Below are 20,411 nucleotides of genomic sequence, written 5' to 3' on the forward strand. Positions count from 1 at the left end.
TACCCTTGTAGACCGTTATCTCTACCCCCATATTGGGGCGACTGACGCGTGAAGGAATACATCTTGAGCGACCTCCTCAACCGCCGCCTGAGCCTGCTCGGCGCCAATCTCCCCCTGCTCAAGCAGTGCCTGCACGGCATTGAGCGCGAATGCCTGCGCGTGACCGACGAAGGTCGCCTGGCCCAGACCCCGCATCCGGACGCACTGGGATCGGCGCTGACCAACGAGCAGATCACCACCGATTATTCCGAGTCGCTGCTGGAGTTCATCACCCCAGCCCTGCCCGACCCGGCCAAGGTGCTCGAAAGCCTCGAAGAGACCCACCGTTTCGTCTACAGCAAGCTGGGCGACGAATACCTGTGGAGCCCGTCGATGCCGTGCACGCTACCGGCCGAGGAGGACATCCCGATCGCCGAGTACGGCACCTCGAACATCGGCAAGCTCAAGCACGTCTACCGCAAGGGCCTGGCCCTTCGCTACGGCCGCACCATGCAGTGCATTGCCGGTATCCATTACAACTTCTCGCTGCCCGAGGCGCTTTGGCCCCTGCTGCGCGAAGCCGAAGGCAGCACTGAAGACGACCGCGACTACCAGTCGTCGGCCTACATCGCGCTGATCCGCAACTTCCGCCGCTACAGCTGGCTGCTGATGTACCTGTTCGGCGCCTCGCCGGCCCTGGACAAAGGCTTTTTGCGTGGCCGCCCGCACCAGCTCGAAGAGCTGGACGCCGAGACCCTGTTCCTGCCCTACGCCACCAGCCTGCGCATGAGCGACCTGGGCTACCAGAGCAACGCCCAGGCCGGCCTTACGCCGTGTTACAACAACCTGGCCAGCTACACCGACAGCCTGCGCAAAGCAGTGGGCACGCCCTACCCGCCTTACGTTGAAGTCGGCACGCATGTGGACGGCGAATGGGTGCAGCTGAACACCAACATCCTGCAGATCGAAAACGAGTACTACTCGAACATTCGCCCCAAGCGCGTCACCTACACCGGCGAACGGCCGATCCAGGCCCTGACCTCGCGGGGCGTGCAGTATGTAGAGGTGCGTTGCCTGGACATCAACCCGTTCCTGCCCGTGGGCATCGACCTGACCGAAGCGCGCTTCCTCGATGCGTTCCTGCTGTTCTGCGCCCTGGAAGAAAGCCCGCAGCTGGACAACGGCGAGTGCGGCCAGTGCACCGACAACTTCTTGACCGTGGTCAAGGAAGGCCGTCGTCCGGGGCTCGAGCTGCACCGCGATGGCCAGCCTATCGGCCTGAAAGACTGGGCCAGCGAGCTGATCGAGCGTATCCGCCAGTTGGCCGACCTGCTCGACCAGGCCCAAGGTGGCGAAGCCCACGCCAAAGCCCTGGATGCCCAGCAGGCCAAGGTCGACGATACCTCGCTGACCCCATCGGCCCAGGTGCTGGCACGCATGACCGAACATGACGAAAGTTTCGTCCAGTTCTCGCTGCGCCAAAGCCGTATCCACGCCGAAACATTCCGCGAGCAACCGCTGAGCAGCGAAAAGCAGCAGGCATTCGAAACGCTGGCCCGCGAGTCGCTTGCCAGGCAATCAGAGCTGGAGCAAGACGAAGTCGGCGACTTTGACCTGTTCGTCGGTGCTTACCAGGCCAGCATCCTGGCAATCAGCAACTGATGAACCGCACCGCCACCCCACGCAAACCGCGCGCCAGCAGCCAAGCCAGGATCGAAGCGATCCTGGCGGCTGCGCGCGAGCTGCTGGCCGAACAAGGGGTAGCGGCACTGTCCATCTACAGCGTTGCCGAGCGGGCACAGATTCCACCGTCGTCGGTGTATCACTTTTTCGCCAGCGTACCTGCGTTGCTGGAAGCACTGACGGCCGACGTACACCGTGCGTTTCGCGAGGCCTTGAGTGCCCCCATCGACAGCCTTGCCTTCACGACCTGGCACCAACTGTCGCGGCTGATCGAGCAACGCATGCTCGCCATCTACAACGAAAATGCTGCTGCACGCCAGTTGATCCTCGCCCAGCACGGGCTGAGTGAAGTGGTGCAGGCTGACCGCCAGCACGATATGGAACTGGGCGAACTGATGCACAGCCTGTTCGACCGGCATTTCCAGCTGCCGGCGATGCCGGGCGATGTGGATGTGTTCGCGCTGGCCATGGAGCTGAGCGACCGTGTCTACGCTCGCTCAATGCAGCTGTTCGAACAGATCACGCCGCGCATGGCGGAAGAAGGCATGCGCGTGTTCGAAGCCTACCTGTCACTCTACCTGCCCCCCTTCCTGCCCAAGCGCAATGGCGCCTGACCCTAAACATCTACCACCCAGCAAAACCAAGTGATCGTTTCAATGAGGCTTGCGCTAGCGCGCCCCCTCAAAGAGACCATTGCTCATGCCCACAGCCAGCAGTTCGCAAACCGATTACGTCAAAGCATTACCCCTGACAGACACAGACACCTTCGACCGCCAGCTAGCCGGCAGAGGCAACATGCTGGAGGCAGCCAGACCCGCGCAGCGTCGTGCCGCCACTGCATTACGCAACCTGTTGAACGGTGCCCCCACCGTGAAACAAACACTGCAAGCCACGCTACACGCTCACCTCGGCATCGACCCCTACACCTGCGGGCTGCAAGACCGCGACAGCCAGGTCACCCTGATGACTTTTGCCGCACGCCTGCTGGCCAGCCCACTATTCGCCACCGCCTATACGACGTGGACCACATGGGGGTTGGACGACTCACAGGCGCAAACGAAATGGGCTGGCAGTGACTGGCTCAGCGAACTCGGCCCTGTAGTGAATGCAGCCCACTTTCAAGCCACCCATGACTACTGGAACGGCCGGATGCCGGGTACAACCCTCTCGCGCCAAAAACATGCAAGCAACCTGCTGCGCCAACACTTTAAGAGCAACCTGGATATAGCGTTTGGCACCGGCAAACTGGACATCGATAACTGGCAACAAGGCCATCAGCCTGACCTGCAATATGCTCAACTGGACTGCCAGCTTCCTAATGGCGCGAGCCTCACCAGCACGGCGGCATTGCTGATTGCACCTCAGCCGGAAGGTTCACGCTGGCTGATGTACAGACCGGGCGCGCGAACCCCGCTACTGACGTTCGACAATCAGCAAAGCCTGCGCAACTGGGTGCATCAGAACCATTTCTGGTTCTGGTCAGATCCGAGGTATTCGATCACCACGGGCTCGAACGAAAACGTCATCGTCTCACCGATCGCGAACGATGGCTTCAGCGTGTTATTGGATGAGCACCTGCTGCGTATCCAGGCAATTTCCGACCATCTTTTATTCAAGGCCAGCAAAGAGCCTGCAACTCAGCCCCTGGATTGGAGTGACCTGCAGGATTGGGAAGCACAGCGAGGTTCGATCATTTCAGATTCCCTCGACGCCACGACCGACAACACCATTGACGACCTGATCGCTGCCGATGCCGCACTGGCGAACGAAGAGCTGCATTTTGACAGCCTTGAGCAGTACCTGCCGACAAGCTGGCGGCGGCAGCGCATCGAGCGCCAGGAAGCACTGCTAGAGCAGTATCTGGGAGACGATACAGAGCCCTCCTCGGTGGAAGTTACCTGGCTGCGAGAGCAACTGGAGCAGCTGGTTAAGCTTCAGGATTCGCTGAACCTCTTCCTGCTGGAGCTTCCCGACCAAGTCGCTGCCGATGACTGGCAAGCGCCTCATGAGGAACAGACTCGCATAGCGCGAATCAGCCATGAACTATCTCAGGGCTTGCTGCTGGAGGCACGCTTGCAGCACGCCATGGGTGAGCTTTCAGCCACCCACCTGGGCTGGGTGGAAGCGCTCGTTGACAGACCCAGGCCAAGCCTCCAGCGCCCTGTGCAAGCCAGCACCCTCATGCTGGGCACCGGTGATCGTAGCTGGGCGCTATCTGGCTACATGACATTCCGCGCAGCCGTCGGGGACACTGACGACACCTTGGACTATTCACTGCTGCTATACCGCCCCGGTCAACAGGGTGGCCTGATGGCTTTCGAGGATGAAGCCACGCTCACCAGACACCTGCTGGCAACGCTGTGCGGCGCCTGGCCAGACGCGATACTGGACTCGGTGCACGCAGCGGATGCGGTGCAACTGCTAGAGGCACTCTCCAATGCGCCCGCAGTCACACTCGATCAAACGCCCATTCCCGCGCACTTCATGCAGCACTGCGTGCAAACCATCGTCGAGTCACTACCCGCGAACACATCACGAGAGCAAGCCCGGCAGCGGCTGTGCATGAGTGAGAACCAGGCCAGGGCCATCGCCTTGGAGCGGTTCGCTGAGCTGAACCGCAGCAGCCGTGTCCAGACACTTCTCATGCCACTGCAGCACCTTGGTGCCGATGAGCTCGCCGAATTGATTGCCCAGGTGAGCGCATACCAAGACGCCGTCCGCGCCGCGGGTGAACTGCTGAAAGTAAGCCTGCCATCGCGCCAGCAGTTCACATGGCACATGCTGGAACACCACGTGTGCAATGAGTTCGGCCTCCAGACCATGCCGAACATAACCCTGAACATTGCCAACAGTGTCACGGTAAAAAAGGAAGTGACCGGCCAATCCGCAGCGGGCGGCGCAGGTTCACGCGACGTGCCAGTGTTCAGCGAGGCGCGCAGTGATGTCAGCCTTGAATCTTTCATCCTCGTGGCGCTTGACGATGAGCGACGGCTCTTGCTGGATAATGCAATCATCACGCTCGATCCGGCCACCCACCCGACGCTGCAGCAAGCACTCACGCCCGCTTACATTGCCGAGCTGATCACCCGGCTAGACGCCGCCGGCAGCTATGAAAACCGCATCGTCAATGCATACCTGGGCTTCGAGCAAGAAACCCCTTGGCAAGTTGAGTGGCGCCACGAAACGCTTCGTGCTCCCTACGCGTATCGGCTGCGCTTGTTGGCACTGTGCAAACCGGCCAGCCTCGATGCTGATGGGCAGCGACTGCTGGAAACCTTCTGCCGCGAACAGGTCAATGCTGTTTCTGCCAGAACGGTTCAATACCTGTCCCTGGTGCTTAGGCCAGGAACCGCAGCAGACGGCTCCAGCGACAGTGTGGGGTTGTCAGCCATACATGTCATAACAGACGCCAATGGCCCAGTGCTGTTGTACATGCCTGGCGCGCCCAATGGCAGTGTCGTTAGCCAGCATGCCAGCACCAGCGCAGCGTGCGAGGCGTTACAGCGCATGGCGCTGGACCCGAAGATGGCCCGCTACCTCGCAACCCAGGCCCAGTCCGGCAACCCAGACCATCATGAAAGTTACATCAACACTGCGCTGCAACAGGGCTTCCGGGTGTTCATAGAGATGGGCGCGTCGCGCTCGGAAACCTTGCCCACGCATGAGTGCCGTCAGGACATGGGCGACCTCATCCGCAGCCACCGCGCGACGTCGCGCAGCCAGGCCGACATGGTGCTTGCAGCGCCCGACGTTTTCGATCGCTACTTCTTCCTGGGGCTGAGGCTCGTGCTTGGCCTGTTGCCCGGCGCAGGCACGGCCTTGGCGCTGTACGATGGCTGGCACACGGCGAATGCTGCGATCACGGCTTTTGCCAAGGGCAACCTGGAGACAGGCATCCAACACCTGGTCAGCCTGCTGCAATCGCTGACCGACGCCATCCTCACGCTCGCGCCGTTGGCAGCCAGCCAACGCAACCCTGCAACTGCAGCGCGTCTGCTTACCCAGCGACGCCAGCGCCTTGATCCGCTGCGGCCAATTACCAGTACTCGCAAGGCGCCTCCTAGCCCGTTCACCGGTTATGAAGCAGGATTGCCTGCTGGCCCAATGGTGCGTTCCACACTGCCGCAGGGTGCTGGCGTGTTCGAGCATTTGGCCACAGGACAACGCTATATTTCCCGCAACAACGCCTGGTATGCAGTGACCTGGGACCCCGCTTACTTCACCTGGAGGCTCAAGCCACAGGGTCTTCGTACCTATCGGCAACCCGTGCGCCTGAGTGAGCAGGGCGTTTGGGGGACACCAGGCAGGCTGAGCGGCTTGCTGGTCGACAATGGCCTAGCGGGCGGCGGCGGCGTACTTACCACCCTTTACGAGAATGGTGTTGCCTACTGGCGTGTGCTGCTTCGCCGCCAACCCCAGCAGTTGACCGGCATGGCGCTGGCACACGACATCAACGACGAACTGAAGCGCATCGTCACACGCATGCGCGCAAAACATGAGGCCTACCGCTCGGCCAAGCGAGTAGTGGCCGAAGGGGGGGCACTGAGCGACGCTCAGCAGGCAGTAATCGCCAATGCACGCCAGCAGCTGAGCGATGAGTTGATGCAGAACATCGAGTTCAATGCGCGCAGCCTTGCTCGCCTCAAGGAGCAGCGCTCGACGCTGAGCAGATCGGACTACACCCGGTTCACCTCACTGTGCGAGGCCAACATCAGTGAGATGAGCGTACTCGATATGCATCTGGTGGCCGACCGCTTCACCTTGGCCACGCAACAGTCAATGCGTGCAACCAGTGCCATCCAGGCCCTGCCACTGCCCTCGGTACCCACCCATGTGGTGAGGCGCGCCACGCAGGACTCGCTGCGGGCGAACCAGGAAATGATCGAAACGCTGCAGGAGGTGGAGCGCCTGGCCATTCGTCATCATGCCAGGTGCAACCAATTGCAGGGCAAAGCACTGACCGATTACCTGGCAAAAGTCACAGGCACGGGCCTGACCCTCGATGTAGCCAATACCCGGCTCGTTCGAGCGTCCATCCTGTCGTCGACACTGTTCACCGCAAACGCCGTTGAACACCCACAAATGGCGGCATTCATGGCGCACTTCAACGAACAGGGGGCAGCCTTGCGCAGCACGCTTTTCAGCCATCTTCAACTACAAAGGGCCGGCCTTAGCCGAGCTCAGGAGCGCACCTTCCTGGCCAGCGTGCAAGGCCGCTATACGCGCTTTATTGGCCATGTAACCGCATGGCAAGACACGTTCCAGGACTTGCTGTCGACCAACGAAACACGCTCGTTGCGCCAGTTGATGCGCCAGCTTGTCAGCGATATTGAGGATAGTCTCAATAGCGTCACTGCAAACCGGCAGCGCCCTGCGGTACAGCCCGCTCGCGGTCCAAGCCGTCCACGCCTGTTCGAAACCGCCGAGGGGCCGCTTATCGGCAACGAGTACGTCGAACGGGGGCAGACACGCATGCGCATCAACCACCCCAACTCGGATCAACCTCATACGGTTTATGCCAGGAACGAGGCGGGAGAATGGCTGTTATCCACGCCCGAGCGTGCGGCCCCCACCGAGACGATGTCGAGCCTTGTGGAAACCGCTACTGCCCGGCTGGACGATATCCCGAGGCAACAAACCCGGTTGCGCCAGTACCAGACACCTCAAGCAGTGCCCGTCGACCTGGAGGACATCGCGCAAGGCCATGCACAGCAACTGCGTTTCATCGCCGACAGGATTCGGCAGAAAGCAGGTGGCAGGCTCAACCCAGAGCAAACCGCGCTTACGCATAGGCTGGAAACGACCGCCCAGCAGGTACAAGCATTTGGTCGCCAGCTACGAACGGCCCAGACCAAAGCAACCGGCAAACCCACCGTGGGCTATCTGGAAGACCTGCTTGAACAGAATGAAGTGGAAATCGTTTGGTCACGCATACTGAAGCCGAAGACGGACCGCAAGGGCAACCCTGTCGAATACCTGGAGGAGTACCGCATCAATGACCTGGGTACCCAGCAGCCATTGTGGTACGCGCACTTTCACTTCCGCCAGCAACCGGCACAAGGCTTCACTCGGCTTGAAGCAGGTCACCTGAAACTGGCCAGTGAACGCGACATCGGGGAAGGCGCGTGGCGTGGCAGCATGAGCGAAGCACAAGCCAACAGGCTATTCGGAAACCTGCGGCCGGCCAGCTGACAACACATCACCCCCAGAGCTGCAAAACAGCCCTGGGGGTGAATGCTTACAACTTGGCAATGGACACTTCAGTCGACTTCACAAAGGCAATCACTTCGCTGCCAACCTGCAGCTCCAGCTCCTTTACAGAGCGGGTGGTGATGACCGAAGTAACGATACCCGAGGCCGTCTGCACGTCGATTTCCGACAATACTGGCCCTTCGAGGATTTCTTTCACGGTGCCTTTGAACTGGTTGCGGACGTTGATGGCTTTGATGGTCATGATGTTATTCCTTCTCTATGGCTTCAGTCTGGTAAGTGGGTCATTCAGTGCGCCCAACGCAACTGCGTGGGCAGAGGGGCTACAGGATCCGGCTCGGGCGCAGTGCCCGGGGCCGACAGAACACGGTTGAGCACTTCGCTTTCCAGCGCCGCCAGGCGGTGTGAACCACGCGCCCGAGGCCGCGCCAGGTCGACGGTGAGGTCGAGCCCGACTTCGCCGTCCTCGATCAGGATCACCCGGTCAGCCACGGCAACCGCCTCACTGACGTCGTGGGTGACCAGCAGCACGGTGAAGCCATGCTGACGCCACAGGCGTTCGATCAATTGCTGCATCTCGATACGGGTCAATGCATCCAGCGCGCCGAGCGGCTCATCCAGCAACAGCAGGCGCGGCTGGTGAATCAAGGCGCGGGCCAACGCCACGCGCTGCTTCTGGCCACCCGAGAGGGCTGCCGGCCATTCATTGGCGCGGTCGGCCAGGCCTACCGCCTCCAATGCATCCAGCGCACGCGGGCGCCAATCGCCAGACAGGCCAAGGCCAACGTTGTCGATTACCTTCTTCCATGGCAGCAGGCGTGCGTCCTGGAACATCAGGCGAGTCTCTTCGCGAGCCTCTTCCAGCGGCGCAGCGCCGGCCAGCAACTGGCCGGCTGTGGGCTGGTCGAGCCCGGCCAGCAGCCGCAGCAAGGTGCTCTTGCCGCAGCCGCTGCGGCCGACGATGGCCACGAACTGGCCGGCCGGAATGTGCAGGTCGATGCCCTTCAACACTTCGCGCTGGCCAAAGGTTTTGCGCAGGCCATTGGAGGCCAGCGGGATGCCACGCAACAGGCGTGGCGGCTGTTCCTTGAGCACGGTCATGCGCCCTCCTTCTTGGCCACTTGGTAGGCTGGGTGCCAACGCAGCCACACGCGTTCCAGGCCACGAGCGGCGAGGTCGGCGAGCTTGCCGAGCACGGCATACAGGACGATGGCCAGCACCACCACGTCGGTCTGCAGGAACTCACGGGCGTTCATTGCCAGGTAACCGATACCAGCGTTGGCCGAGATGGTTTCGGCAACGATCAACGTCAGCCACATGAAGCCCAGAGCGAAGCGCACGCCCACCAGGATCGAAGGCAGCGCCCCCGGCAGGATCACCTGGCGGAACAGGCCGAAGCCGGACAAGCCGTAGCTGCGTGCCATTTCCACCAGCGCCGGGTCGACGTTGCGGATGCCGTGGTAGGTGTTCAGGTAGATCGGGAACAACGTGCCTAACGCGACCAGGAAGATCTTTGCCGACTCGTCGATACCGAACCACAGGATCACCAGTGGGATCAGCGCCAAGTGCGGCACGTTGCGGATCATCTGCACCGAGCTGTCGAGCAGGCGTTCGCCCCAGTTCGACAGGCCGGTGATGAAGCCCAGCACCAGGCCGATGCTGCCGCCGATGACGAAGCCCAGCCCGGCACGCCAGCCACTGATGGCCAGGTGGGTCCAGATTTCGCCGCTGCGCACCAGCTCGACACCGGCGCTGACCACTGCGCTGGGCGCCGGCAGAATGCGCGTCGACAGCCAGCCAGCACTGACCGCCAGCTGCCAGGCTGCCAACAGCAGCACCGGCAACGCCCAGGGCGCCAGGCGCTGGGCCAGGTTGGAGGAAGTTGCACGACTCATGGCCCGGCCCTCAGCTCTGCGATACGGACTTGGGCAGGATGTCGTTGGCCACCATCTCGCCGAACGGGCTCACGTAACCACCGGTCTTTGGTTGCTCCGGGCGCTGCACATCCAGGTGCGGGAACAGCAGTTCGGCCACGCGGTACGACTCTTCCAGATGTGGATAACCGGAGAAGATGAAGGTATCGATACCCAGCTCGGCATATTCCTTGACCCGCGCCGCCACAGTCGGGCCATCGCCTACCAGCGCGGTTCCCGCCCCACCACGTACCAGCCCGACACCCGCCCACAGGTTGGGGCTGACTTCCAGGTTGTCGCGGTTGCCGCCGTGCAGGGCAGCCATGCGCTGCTGGCCCACCGAGTCGAAGCGCGCCAGCGAGGCCTGGGCGCGGCTGATGGTGTCATCGTCCAGGTGCGAGATCAGGCGGTCGGCGGCAGCCCAGGCTTCTTCGTTGGTTTCCCGCACGATCACATGCAGGCGGATACCGAAGCGCACTTCGCGGCCTTGGGCAGCAGCTTTTTCACGCACTTGGGCGATTTTTTCAGCAACGGCGCTCGGTGGCTCGCCCCAGGTCAGGTACAGCTCGACCTGTTCGGCGGCCAGGTCCTGTGCGGCCTCGGACGAACCGCCGAAATACAGTGGCGGACGTGGTTGCTGAATCGGTGGGTAGAGCAGCTTGGCGCCCTTTACCTGGATGTGTTTACCGTCGTAATCGACGTTTTCGCCTTCCAGCACCTTGCGCCAGATACGGGTGAACTCGACCGAGGCTTCGTAGCGCTCCTGGTGGTTCAGATGCAGGCCGTCACCGGCCAGCTCGTCAGGGTCGCCACCGGTTACCAGGTTGAACAGCGCACGGCCATTGGACAGGCGATCCAGGGTTGCCGCCTGGCGGGCCGCTACGGTCGGCGAAATGATGCCCGGGCGCAGGGCCACGAGAAACTTCAGTCGCTGTGTCACCGGGATCAGCGACGCTGCCACCAGCCAGGAGTCCTCGCAGGAACGGCCGGTAGGGATCAGCACCCCACCAAAGCCCAAGCGGTCGGCGGCCTGCGCAATCTGCTGCAGGTAACCGTGATCGACCGCACGAGCGCCGTCGGAAGTGCCCAGGTACTTGCCGTCACCGTGGGTTGGGAGGAACCAGAAAATGTTAAGGCTCATTGGAGTTGTCTCCTCAAGGGTGGCTCAAGCCGGAGCGTCGCCCCGGCACAGGCGAAACAATCAAGGCGCGCTAGCGACCTTGGCCGGGGGTGTCCAGATCACGTCCTTGATGCTCAGCGGTTTGGGTATCAGCTTGAGCGCCTGGAAGGTGTCGGCGATCTTCTGTTGCGCAGCCACTACCTCTGGCGTCAGTGGCGCGGCACCATAGCCTTGACGCTTGACCGAGGTCAGGGTGATGTCGGCGGGCAGGCCGAGCAGCGGTGCGACCTGGTCGGTCACTTCCTGCGGGTTGGCCTGGGACCACTCGCCCACGGCGCGCACTTCCTCGATCACCGTGTTGATCACTGCCGGATGCTGGGTCGCGTAGTTGCGGGTGGCCAGGTAGAACTGATGGTTGTCGACCAGGCCCTTGCCGTCACGCAGGGTGCGCGCTTGCAGCTGTTGTTCGGCGGCGGCCTGGTAAGGGTCCCAAATCACCCAGGCATCGACGCTGCCACGCTCGAACGCCGCGCGGGCATCGGCCGGGGGCAGGTAGACTGGCTGGATATCGCTGTATTTGAGGCCGGCGTCTTCCAGGGCGCGCACCAACAGGTAGTGCACGTTGGAGCCTTTGTTGAGAACGACTTTTTTGCCCTTGAGGTCCTTCACCGACTGGATCGGCGAGCCCTTCGGCACCAGAATCGCCTCGCTGTGCGGCGCAGGCGGCTCGTAGGCCACGTAGAGCAGATCGGCACCAGCGGCTTGGGCGAACACGGGCGGGGTTTCGCCTGTTACGCCGAAATCGATGGACCCGACGTTGAGCCCTTCGAGGAGCTGCGGGCCACCGGGGAATTCGGTCCACTGCACCTGCACGCCCTGCTCGGCCAGGCGCTTCTCCAGCGTGCCCTTGGCCTTGAGCAGCACCAAGGTGCCGTATTTCTGGTAACCGATACGCAGGCTTTCGGCCTGGGCTTGAGTAATGGCGCCGAAGGACACAGCCGCCGCAAACAGGGCGACCAGACCGCGACGCAAGAAGACAGTGCGCATGGCGCTCTCCTGTGCGAATGAGGTTCGGGTTGCACCTGCTTGCCTCGTTGTCGGGCGAGTAAGGTGGTGTAGCGGGTAGTGCCGTTCAGATGCTCCAGCGAGCGCTGATCAAGCGTTCGTTCAGTACACCAGGCGCCACGGGGCGCGGCCGGCGGGCCAGGGCAACGTGGAAGGTTTCCAGCGAGTCGTGCAGGCGCTCTTCAAGTGCGGGTACCAACTGTGCCGGCCGGGCGCCTTCTGCGTAGGCAACCTGGCTGTCGTCGGCGAAGATCCCTTGCAGGGTCTCTTGCGCCTTGAGTGCCGACAGCACCGGCTTCAATGCGTAATCCACCGCCAGCATGTGGGCGATGCTGCCACCGGTGGCGATTGGCAACACGATCTTGTGGGCCAATGCGCGTTCGGGCAGCAGGTCGAGCAGTGTCTTCAATGCCCCGGCGAACGATGCCTTGTACACCGGGGTGGAAACGATCAGGCCATCGGCCTGGGCCACCAGTTGCTGGAAGTGCTGCACCTGCGGGCTGTCGAAACGGGCATGCAGCAAGTCTTCGGCGGGGAAGTCACGCACCTGGAAGGTCACCACTTCAACGCCACGGTTCTGCAGCCACTGGCGCGAACGCTCGAGCAGCACACCGGAGCGTGAACGGGAACTTGGGCTACCACCGATTGATACCACCAGCATTGCAGCGCTTCCTTGTGTTCTGTTGGAGCTGACATTAACAGCTGGCATATATATCTAGAAATCATATTTTTTCATTTGTTTATTCCATAAAGTGCTTTGTAGGGTTTGAGATCTTAGGGCCGCTTTGCGGCCCATCGCGACACAAGGCCGCTCCTACAAAGGACCGCGACCTGCAGGTAGGAGCGGCCTTGTGTCGCGATGGGCTGCGCAGCAGCCCTAGGCCTCAAAAAGCCTGCAGGCATAAAAAAGGGCCGTCGAAACGGCCCGAAAATCCCTGCTTGGCTAAGAGCGATGCAACGAGGAATCCATTAGCGATTTGGCTGAGGGGTTAGCCGCAGATAGGGTTTGACCGCCCGGTAACCTTTGGGGAAGCGCTGCTTGATCTCTTCCTCATCTTTGAGCGAAGGCACGATCACCACCTCGTCGCCGTCCTGCCAGTTACCTGGCGTGGCGACCTTGTGGTTGTCGGTCAACTGCAGCGAATCGATCACTCGCAGGATTTCGTTGAAGTTGCGCCCGGTACTGGCCGGATAGGTGATGGTCAGGCGCACCTTTTTGTTCGGGTCGATGACGAACAGCGAGCGCACGGTCAGGGTGTCGCTGGCGTTCGGGTGAATCAGGTCGTACAGGTCGGATACCTTGCGGTCGGCGTCGGCGATGATCGGGAAATTGACCACGGTGTTCTGGGTTTCGTTGATGTCCTCGATCCAACGGTGGTGCGAGTCCACCGGGTCCACCGACAGGGCGATGGCCTTGACCCCACGCTTGGCGAAATCGTCTTTGAGCTTGGCCGTCAGGCCCAGCTCGGTGGTGCACACCGGGGTGAAGTCGGCCGGGTGAGAGAACAACACCCCCCAGCTATTGCCCAGCCACTCGTGGAAGCGGATCTTGCCTTCGCTGGAATCCTGTTCGAAATCGGGGGCGATATCGCCGAGTTTGAGGCTCATGGGCTGCGGCTCCTTGGCTGGGTTCTGTACCGTATGGGTTCAATGTGCCTGCATTCGATTAAAAACAAAAAGAATAAATAACGATTTATTTATAACCATAATGCATACGAATGTGCAGGCACAAAAAAGCCTCGCACTAGGCGAGGCTTCTTGTTCAGCTACGGCTTACAGGAAGTTGTAAGTGTAGTTGAAGATCAGACGGGTCTGATCCTGGTCAGCCAGCGAGCTGGTGCCGGTGCCACGGTATACGCCGTGACGCAGGCTGGCGCCCAGGCCCTTGAAGGTGCCTTCCTGGATAACGTAGTCGACGCGAGCGTCACGTTCCCATTCGCTGAAAGTACCGCCGCCAACGGCGTTCTTGCCGTCTTCACCTTTCAGGTAGGCAACCGAGGCTTTCAGGCCCGGCACGCCCAGGCGAGCGAAGTCGTAGGCGTACTGACCGAAGGTGGTGTTTTCACCGGCCTTGGCGAACTGGTTGATCATGCTGTCGGTGAACAGGTAGAAGCTGGAACCACCGGCGCCTTCGTTGCGGCCGTTGCCGTCAACCACGCTGCCCTGGTTCAACCAGACGAAGCCACCGTCGTCATTGACGCGCTGGTGGCCGAGCATCAGCGAGTGGCCACCCAGGGTGTAGGTGAACATCGCGGACCAGGTCTTGTTGTCGACCTCGCCAGTGTTCTTGGCGTAGCCACCGTTGTTGTTGAAGCGGTAGCCGGCTTCGCCGTTCTTGCCGTCGCTGCTGCTGTCGAAGTAACGCAGGTCAGTCTTGAACGACTGGTCCTGGTCGATCTGGAACACGTGGGTCAGGCCCAGGAAGTGCTGCTTGTAGTAGTCTTCCAGGTTCGAGTAGTAGTACTGCAGGGTCAGGTCTTTGGTGAGCTTGTAGTCCAGGCCGCCGTAACGGAACTTGTTGCTGTCCTGGGTACCACCGTTGACCGACAGACCCGTACGGTTGCTCGACGCACGGCCCATGGCGTGGGTCAGCTGACCGGCGTTGATGGTCAGGTTGTCGATTTCCTTCGACTGGATGGTGCCACCCTCGAAGGTTTGCGGCAGCAGACGGCCATCGTTGGAGACCAGGATCGGCAGGTTCGGCGCCAGGGCGCTACCGAAGTGCACCTCGGTCTTCGAGAAGCGGGCCTTGGCGTTGGCGCCAACACGCGCCCACTGGCTCACAGCCGAACCGTCGGTGTCGCTTGGGAAGAAGCTGCTGTTGTCAGGGTGCTTGCCACGGCCACCGTCCAGGTGGATACCCCACAGGGCCTGGGCATCGACACCAAAACCAACGGTGCCTTCGGTGAAGCCGGAGATGTAGTCGAGCTTGAAGCCCTGACCCGATTCGCGGTTGTCTGCACCGCCGTCACGGTTGTCGTTGTTGAAGTACATGGTGCGCGAGCTGAGCGACAGTTTGCTGTCTTCAACGAAACCGGCAGCGCCTGCTTGTTGGGCGAGAACCCCCAGTGCCACGGCCAGAGCCAGGCTGGACTTGTACATGTTTTGCTCCTCTACGTTCTAATTCTTGTGTATCTCTGGCGGAAGGGTCTGCTGCCCCGCTCACCGTGGATTGGCGATTTAGTCCCAAAGCGTGACCATTAAGTCAATCGTTTCTAAACGTTTCGCGACTTTGGTCTAAGACGCCACCTGCGCTACAGGATAATGACAATCCTATAAATCCAAAATGACCGTTTTATGAATTCGTAAGATTTTTACGGAATATGGTTGGAACCTTTACTGCCATTCGTTGTAGCAGCCGCACAATTCATAACTTTTGGTTATTTGCAAACGTTTGCTCATAACCTAATTCCGTATCGTTCTATAGGGACGAAAAAGCCTAGCAGGCTCCGCTGATTTCGCCATTGAGCGAAACCACCGCGTCAGAGCGCCCAGCCGCTTAAAGCATTTGTCTCCTAAGCTAATGCAAAAAAGTTATTTATTTTAACTTTCTTAGATCATTTAGCCTTCTCGTCATCCAGCCCCCAATTGCCTGACGAGAGGTTCAACCATGATCCCGCACGCTCCGCTGCGCCTGTTCGCTGCCCTGACCCTCGCCAGCACCAGCTGGTTAGCCCAGGCTGCCGACCTGACCGTGGCCTACCAGACCACCGTTGACCCAGCCAAAGTGGCCCAGGTGGATGGCGACTACGAAAAGGCCAGCAAGGCCAGCATCGACTGGCGCAAATTCGACAACGGCGCCGACGTGATCACCGCAGTGGCCAGCGGCGACGTTCAGATCGGCTACCTGGGTTCCAGCCCACTGGCCGCGGCTGCCACCCGCAAGCTGCCGGTCGAGACCTTCCTGATCGCCACGCAGATTGGTGCCGGTGAGGCGCTGGTCGCTCGCGACAGCATCAAGACCCCGCAGGACCTGGTCGGCAAGAAAGTCGCCGTACCGTTCGTTTCCACTGGCCACTACAGCCTGCTGGCGGCCCTGAAAAGCTGGAACATCGACCCTTCCAAGGTGCAGATCCTCAACCTGGCCCCGCCGGCCATCATTGCTGCCTGGAAGCGCGGCGACATCGACGCCACCTACGTATGGGACCCGGCCCTGGGCGTGGCCAAGGAAAATGGCAAGGTACTGATCACCTCCGGCGAACTGGCCCAGAAAGGCGCGCCAACCTTCGACGCCTGGATCGTGCGCAAGGACTTCGCTGAGAAACACCCTGATGTGGTCAAGGCGTTTGCCAAGGTCACGCTCGATGCCTACGCCGACTACCGCAAAGACCCGAAAGCCTGGCTGGCCGACAAGGCCAACGTAGACAAGCTGGTGAAGCTGTCCGGCGCCAAGGCCAGCGACATCCCGGTGCTGCTGGAGGGCAACGTCTACCCACTGGCTGCGGACCAAGCCAATGCCCTGGGCGCGCCGACCACCCAAGCACTGACCGATACCGCCAACTTCCTCAAGCAGCAAGGCAAGGTCGAAGCCGTGCTGCCGGACTACTCGCCGTACGTCAGCGCCAAGTTCCTTCCAAACTGATCCGGAGCCCGTCATGGCCTTGCTCGAACTGGAGCGCATCAGCGCACAGTACCCTGGCGCCAGCACCCCGGTGCTGGCCGACATCAACCTGAGCCTGGGGCCTCGCCAGTTGCTGGTGGCCCTGGGGCCTTCGGGCAGCGGCAAGACTTCGCTGCTCAACCTGATCGCCGGCTTCGTCGCCCCCAGCGGCGGGCGCATCACCCTCGACGGCTTACCGGTGCAGGGCCCAGGTGCCGAGCGCGGTGTGGTGTTTCAGGACGATGCCCTGCTGCCATGGCAAAACGTGCTGGGCAATGTCGCCTTCGGCCTCGAACTGGCCGGCGTGCCCCGCGCTCAGCGTGAGGCCAAGGCCCGTGAAATGCTCGCCCTCGTCGACCTCGCGGGCTTCGGCGAACGGCGCATCTGGCAGTTGTCCGGTGGCCAGAAACAGCGGGTGGGCCTGGCCCGCGCGTTGGCGGCCGACCCTCGGGTATTGCTGATGGATGAACCGTTCGGCGCCCTCGACGCCTTCACCCGCGAGCAGATGCAGGAACTGCTGCTGCAGGTCTGGCAGCGCACCGCCAAGCCGGTGTTCCTGATTACCCACGACATCGAAGAAGCCGTGTTCCTCGCCAGCGAGCTGGTACTGCTGGCCCCCAACCCTGGGCGCGTGGTGGAACGCCTGCAACTGGACTTCGGCCAGCGCTACGCCGCTGGCGAATCGGCCCGGGCCATCAAGTCCGACCCTGCCTTCATCGAAACCCGCGAGCATGTGCTGGCGCGGGTATTTTCCCAACGCCAAAGCCTGCAGGAGCCCGCATGAGCAGCCTGGACCTGCCGGTCGCCGGCAAACACGACACCCAAGCCCGGCCAGCCGCCAAGCTGCGCCGCCCACTGTCCACCCGCTGGATCAGCACCCTGACCCTGACCAGCCTGCTGCTGGCCTGGTGGCTGGTGACGGCCGCCGGCTGGATCGAGCCGCTGTTCCTGCCCTCGCCCGGCGACATCCTGGCCAGGGCCTGGACACTGCTCACCCAAGGCTACATGGACGCCAGCCTGTGGCAGCACCTGGGCGCCAGCCTGGGCCGCATCGGCTTGGCCCTGCTGGCCGCCACCCTCACCGCCATCCCGGTGGGCATCGCCATCGGCTACAACCGCGTGGCACGCGGCATTCTCGACCCGCTGATCGAGTTCTATCGGCCGATCCCACCGCTGGCCTACCTGCCGCTGATCGTCATCTGGTGCGGTATCGGCGAGCTGTCCAAGGTGCTGCTGATCTACCTGGCCATCTTCGCCCCCATCGCCATTGCCACCGCCACCGGCGTGCGCACGGTCGACCCGGCCAAGCTGCGGGCGGCGCAGTCGCTGGGTGCGACCAAGGCCCAGCTGATCCGCCATGTGATCCTGCCCAGTGCGCTGCCCGACATCCTTACCGGCATCCGCATCGGCCTGGGCGTCGGCTGGTCGACCCTGGTCGCCGCCGAACTGATCGCCGCCACCAGCGGCCTGGGCTTCATGGTGCAGTCGGCGGCGCAGTTCCTGGTCACCGACGTGGTGGTGCTGGGCATTCTGCTGATCGCCCTGATCGCCTTCGCCCTGGAAATGAGCCTGCGTGCCCTGCAACGCAAACTGGTGCCCTGGCATGGGCAGAGCCACTGATTGCCGACTGACCACGCCGGCAACCCGGCGCCTAGCACGAGAAAAGACATGAGCCTGACCATTACCCCCCTCAGCCCGGCCCTTGGCGCCCAGATCAGCGGCGTGGACATCAGCCGCGATATCAGCGCGCAAGCGCGTGACGCCATCGAACAGGCATTGCTGCAGCATCAGGTGCTGTTCTTCCGCAACCAGCCGATCAACCCGGAGCAACAGGCGCGCTTTGCCGCCCGCTTCGGGGACCTGCACATCCACCCGATCTACCCGAACGTGCCAGAAACCCCGCAAGTGCTGGTGCTCGATACGGCAGTGACCGATGTGCGCGACAACGCCGTGTGGCACACCGACGTGACCTTTCTGCCGACCCCGGCGCTGGGCGCGGTGCTCAGTGCCAAGCAACTGCCGGCCTACGGTGGCGATACCCTGTGGGCCAGCGGCATTGCGGCGTTCGAAGCCTTGTCGGCGCCGCTGCGTGAGATGCTAGACGGGCTGACCGCCACCCACGACTTCACCAAGTCGTTCCCGTTGGAGCGCTTTGGCACCACGCCAGAAGACCTGGCGCGCTGGGAGGCCACGCGGCGCAACAACCCACCGCTGTCGCACCCGGTGGTGCGCACGCACCCGGTGAGCGGGCGCAAGGCGTTGTTCGTCAATGAAGGGTTTACGACGCGCATCAATGAGCTGAGCGAGCTGGAAAGCGATGCACTGCTGAGGCTGCTGTTCGCCCATGCGACACGGCCGGAGTTCAGCATTCGCTGGCGCTGGCAGGAGAATGACGTGGCGTTCTGGGACAACCGCGTGACCCAGCATTTTGCGGTGGATGATTACCGGCCGAACCGGCGGGTGATGCATCGGGCGACCATCCTGGGTGATGCACCCTTCTAACAGAAATTCATCAACAGCCCCGGCCTCTTCGCGGGTAAAACCGCTCCCACAGGGATGGCACCGGTTTTGAAGCCTGCGCTGTACCTGTGGGAGCAACTGTCTTCTTGTGGAAGCTGGCCTTGCTGGCGATGGGGCGCGTAGCGCCCTTGGCCCGGCTCTGCCGGGCATCGCCAGCATGGCTGACTCTTACGGATGGGCCACCTGCTCCTGCCAAGGTGTTCCGGCCTTTAGCATCGCATTCAGCCGTATGATCAAGACCCGCATGCACGCCACTATCGCCACCTTCGCGCATTTCCCCTCGGCCCGCAAAGCCGCATAGCGGGCTCCGAAGTCTTGGTTGTATCGGATGACGATCCAGCAGGCCATGTACAGCGCTCGCCTGACACGTGACCGGCCACCCCAGATCTCGCGCTTGCCCGCGTGTTTGCCGCTGTCTTGGTTGAACGGTGCAACACCCACCAGTGCCGCGATTTCCTTACGGTCCACCTGGCCCAACTCCGGCAGCAGAGCCACCAGCTTGGTTGCCGTGACCAAGCCAATGCCTTTGACCTCCAAGAGGCGTGGGACACGGTCGTCATTGAGCTTCACGGCCTGTTCAGCGATCTCGAGTTCGAGCGCTTTGATTTCACCTTTCAGGTAAACAATGTGGCGCTCCAGACGGAAGCAGACGCTGGTTGACTGGGCCTGCTTCAGCCGACGTTTGTCATCGTCACGTTGCTGGACGAAGCGATCCCGCTGCATCAGCAACTCGCGCAGCAAGGCCCGTTCAGGCGTCATTACCGTATACCGTTGAGGCGGCAGCACTTCGGCGAAGTGAGCCAGCACCGCAGCGTCGATGGGGTCGGTCTTGGCTTGTTTACCCATGGATTTGGCAAAGGCCCGGACGCGGCTGGGGTTTATCCGGTACGCCGGAAGACCAGCGTCATGTAGAGCCCGCAGGACGTTGCATTCGTAACCGCCGGTCGCTTCAAGGATGATTGCTGAAACCTGATACTCGCCGAGTTTTTCGACAAGCTGACTGAATCCGTTCAGGTCATTGGAAACATTGAAGTTCAAACCTTCGGGGCGGATGTGCACGGCAAGTGTGGTGCTGGAAACATCGATGCCGACAGAGGAAAACATGGCCAAACCCTCTTAGACTCAAGGAGTGAGAGCGCTTTGGCTTGGCCCACGCTTGTGGTTCGAGATTTGGCCCTCATCCAACTGTTCGGGCTCTCGCCAAAGTGGAACGGTGAATGGCAGCTTGTGCTCCCACACGTGCTCGAGGCACCTCGGGCTATCAACTTGCCATTCACCGCTCTCACCTTAGATTCTATTCCCTCCTCAAGACACAAGCGGG

At 61.7% G+C, this 20,411-nt stretch carries 16 protein-coding genes; 7 read left to right on the forward strand and 9 right to left on the reverse strand.

Annotated features, from left to right (window positions below):
* Positions 1 to 63 precede the first annotated feature (63 nt).
* The 3 genes from gshA to DM807_RS05455 all read left to right on the forward strand — a co-directional run bounded on the left by gshA (position 64) and on the right by DM807_RS05455 (position 7,854).
* A complete protein-coding gene (gene gshA, locus DM807_RS05445) occupies positions 64 to 1,641 on the forward strand; it encodes a glutamate--cysteine ligase (RefSeq protein ID WP_171577235.1) in 1,578 nt (525 codons plus the stop codon).
* Entirely contained in the window at positions 1,641 to 2,276 is a 636-nt protein-coding gene (locus DM807_RS05450) for a TetR/AcrR family transcriptional regulator (protein WP_179027137.1), read from the forward strand. Before gshA ends, DM807_RS05450 begins: the two co-directional genes overlap by 1 nt.
* 85 nt (positions 2,277 to 2,361) lie before the next feature.
* On the forward strand, positions 2,362 to 7,854 hold the full coding sequence (locus tag DM807_RS05455) for a dermonecrotic toxin domain-containing protein (RefSeq protein ID WP_179027138.1): 5,493 nt from the start codon (positions 2,362 to 2,364) through the stop codon (positions 7,852 to 7,854).
* Positions 7,855 to 7,900: 46 nt separating this feature from the next.
* Here the strand turns inward: DM807_RS05455 and DM807_RS05460 are convergent, their stop codons facing one another.
* From DM807_RS05460 to DM807_RS05495, 8 genes are all read right to left on the reverse strand, one after another.
* Positions 7,901 to 8,116 carry a TOBE domain-containing protein gene (locus DM807_RS05460; protein WP_008095172.1) on the reverse strand — a complete coding sequence of 72 codons (216 nt, stop codon included), beginning with the start codon at positions 8,114 to 8,116 and terminating at the stop codon, positions 7,901 to 7,903.
* Between the two features lie 44 nt (positions 8,117 to 8,160).
* Positions 8,161 to 8,973 (reverse strand): aliphatic sulfonates ABC transporter ATP-binding protein, encoded by an 813-nt coding sequence (ssuB, locus tag DM807_RS05465; RefSeq protein WP_012270046.1) that lies wholly within the window; start codon positions 8,971 to 8,973, stop codon positions 8,161 to 8,163.
* On the reverse strand, positions 8,970 to 9,767 hold the full coding sequence (gene ssuC, locus DM807_RS05470) for an aliphatic sulfonate ABC transporter permease SsuC (RefSeq protein WP_012270045.1): 798 nt from the start codon (positions 9,765 to 9,767) through the stop codon (positions 8,970 to 8,972). The genes ssuB and ssuC overlap by 4 nt, the downstream gene beginning before the upstream one ends.
* A 10-nt stretch (positions 9,768 to 9,777) precedes the next feature.
* On the reverse strand, positions 9,778 to 10,926 hold the full coding sequence (gene ssuD / locus DM807_RS05475) for an FMNH2-dependent alkanesulfonate monooxygenase (protein ID WP_012270044.1): 1,149 nt from the start codon (positions 10,924 to 10,926) through the stop codon (positions 9,778 to 9,780).
* Positions 10,927 to 10,986: 60 nt separating this feature from the next.
* Entirely contained in the window at positions 10,987 to 11,952 is a 966-nt protein-coding gene (locus DM807_RS05480) for a sulfonate ABC transporter substrate-binding protein (protein ID WP_012270043.1), read from the reverse strand.
* Between the two features lie 85 nt (positions 11,953 to 12,037).
* The gene (gene ssuE / locus DM807_RS05485; RefSeq protein WP_012270042.1) at positions 12,038 to 12,631 is read right to left on the reverse strand and encodes an NADPH-dependent FMN reductase; all 594 of its coding nucleotides are present in this window, start codon (positions 12,629 to 12,631) and stop codon (positions 12,038 to 12,040) included.
* Positions 12,632 to 12,939: 308 nt separating this feature from the next.
* Positions 12,940 to 13,578, reverse strand: a complete 639-nt coding sequence (locus DM807_RS05490; protein ID WP_012270041.1) for a peroxiredoxin — start codon at positions 13,576 to 13,578, stop codon at positions 12,940 to 12,942.
* A 165-nt stretch (positions 13,579 to 13,743) separates the two neighbouring features.
* Positions 13,744 to 15,072: an OprD family porin gene (locus DM807_RS05495; protein ID WP_012270040.1), complete on the reverse strand. Its 1,329-nt coding sequence runs from the start codon at positions 15,070 to 15,072 to the stop codon at positions 13,744 to 13,746.
* Positions 15,073 to 15,580: 508 nt separating this feature from the next.
* On the opposite strand from DM807_RS05495, the gene tauA reads away from it, so the two are divergent.
* Genes tauA through tauD form a run of 4 tightly spaced genes read left to right on the forward strand, consistent with a single transcriptional unit; the run spans position 15,581 to position 19,072 of the window.
* Positions 15,581 to 16,552, forward strand: a complete 972-nt coding sequence (gene tauA / locus DM807_RS05500; RefSeq protein ID WP_060493646.1) for a taurine ABC transporter substrate-binding protein — start codon at positions 15,581 to 15,583, stop codon at positions 16,550 to 16,552.
* A 13-nt stretch (positions 16,553 to 16,565) separates the two neighbouring features.
* Positions 16,566 to 17,354, forward strand: coding sequence for a taurine ABC transporter ATP-binding subunit (tauB, locus tag DM807_RS05505; protein WP_012270038.1), 789 nt, complete (start codon positions 16,566 to 16,568; stop codon positions 17,352 to 17,354).
* Positions 17,351 to 18,190, forward strand: a complete 840-nt coding sequence (gene tauC / locus DM807_RS05510; protein ID WP_012270037.1) for a taurine ABC transporter permease TauC — start codon at positions 17,351 to 17,353, stop codon at positions 18,188 to 18,190. Before tauB ends, tauC begins: the two co-directional genes overlap by 4 nt.
* Before the next feature lie 48 nt (positions 18,191 to 18,238).
* Positions 18,239 to 19,072, forward strand: coding sequence for a taurine dioxygenase (gene tauD, locus DM807_RS05515; RefSeq protein ID WP_060493647.1), 834 nt, complete (start codon positions 18,239 to 18,241; stop codon positions 19,070 to 19,072).
* Positions 19,073 to 19,258: 186 nt separating this feature from the next.
* Here tauD and DM807_RS05520 read toward each other — a convergent pair whose 3' ends face one another.
* Positions 19,259 to 20,194 carry an IS110 family transposase gene (locus tag DM807_RS05520; protein WP_179026968.1) on the reverse strand — a complete coding sequence of 312 codons (936 nt, stop codon included), beginning with the start codon at positions 20,192 to 20,194 and terminating at the stop codon, positions 19,259 to 19,261.
* Positions 20,195 to 20,411: the final 217 nt, after the last annotated feature.

Origin of the sequence: Pseudomonas hunanensis (genome assembly GCF_013393325.1) — a bacterium.
GTDB lineage: Bacteria > Pseudomonadota > Gammaproteobacteria > Pseudomonadales > Pseudomonadaceae > Aquipseudomonas > Aquipseudomonas putida_P.

Excerpts from the sequence above, each read along its gene's own strand:
- tauB (WP_012270038.1), top strand. The coding sequence starts at position 16,566 with ATGGCCTTGCTCGAACTGGAGCGCATCAGCGCACAGTACCCTGGCGCC.
- ssuD (WP_012270044.1), bottom strand. The coding sequence starts at position 10,926 with ATGAGCCTTAACATTTTCTGGTTCCTCCCAACCCACGGTGACGGCAAG.
- tauC (WP_012270037.1), top strand. The coding sequence starts at position 17,351 with ATGAGCAGCCTGGACCTGCCGGTCGCCGGCAAACACGACACCCAAGCC.
- tauA (WP_060493646.1), top strand. The coding sequence starts at position 15,581 with ATGATCCCGCACGCTCCGCTGCGCCTGTTCGCTGCCCTGACCCTCGCC.
- DM807_RS05460 (WP_008095172.1), bottom strand. The coding sequence starts at position 8,116 with ATGACCATCAAAGCCATCAACGTCCGCAACCAGTTCAAAGGCACCGTG.
- DM807_RS05450 (WP_179027137.1), top strand. The coding sequence starts at position 1,641 with ATGAACCGCACCGCCACCCCACGCAAACCGCGCGCCAGCAGCCAAGCC.
- DM807_RS05455 (WP_179027138.1), top strand. The coding sequence starts at position 2,362 with ATGCCCACAGCCAGCAGTTCGCAAACCGATTACGTCAAAGCATTACCC.
- DM807_RS05480 (WP_012270043.1), bottom strand. The coding sequence starts at position 11,952 with ATGCGCACTGTCTTCTTGCGTCGCGGTCTGGTCGCCCTGTTTGCGGCG.
- DM807_RS05520 (WP_179026968.1), bottom strand. The coding sequence starts at position 20,194 with ATGTTTTCCTCTGTCGGCATCGATGTTTCCAGCACCACACTTGCCGTG.
- DM807_RS05490 (WP_012270041.1), bottom strand. The coding sequence starts at position 13,578 with ATGAGCCTCAAACTCGGCGATATCGCCCCCGATTTCGAACAGGATTCC.
- tauD (WP_060493647.1), top strand. The coding sequence starts at position 18,239 with ATGAGCCTGACCATTACCCCCCTCAGCCCGGCCCTTGGCGCCCAGATC.
- ssuB (WP_012270046.1), bottom strand. The coding sequence starts at position 8,973 with ATGACCGTGCTCAAGGAACAGCCGCCACGCCTGTTGCGTGGCATCCCG.
- ssuE (WP_012270042.1), bottom strand. The coding sequence starts at position 12,631 with ATGCTGGTGGTATCAATCGGTGGTAGCCCAAGTTCCCGTTCACGCTCC.
- ssuC (WP_012270045.1), bottom strand. The coding sequence starts at position 9,767 with ATGAGTCGTGCAACTTCCTCCAACCTGGCCCAGCGCCTGGCGCCCTGG.
- DM807_RS05495 (WP_012270040.1), bottom strand. The coding sequence starts at position 15,072 with ATGTACAAGTCCAGCCTGGCTCTGGCCGTGGCACTGGGGGTTCTCGCC.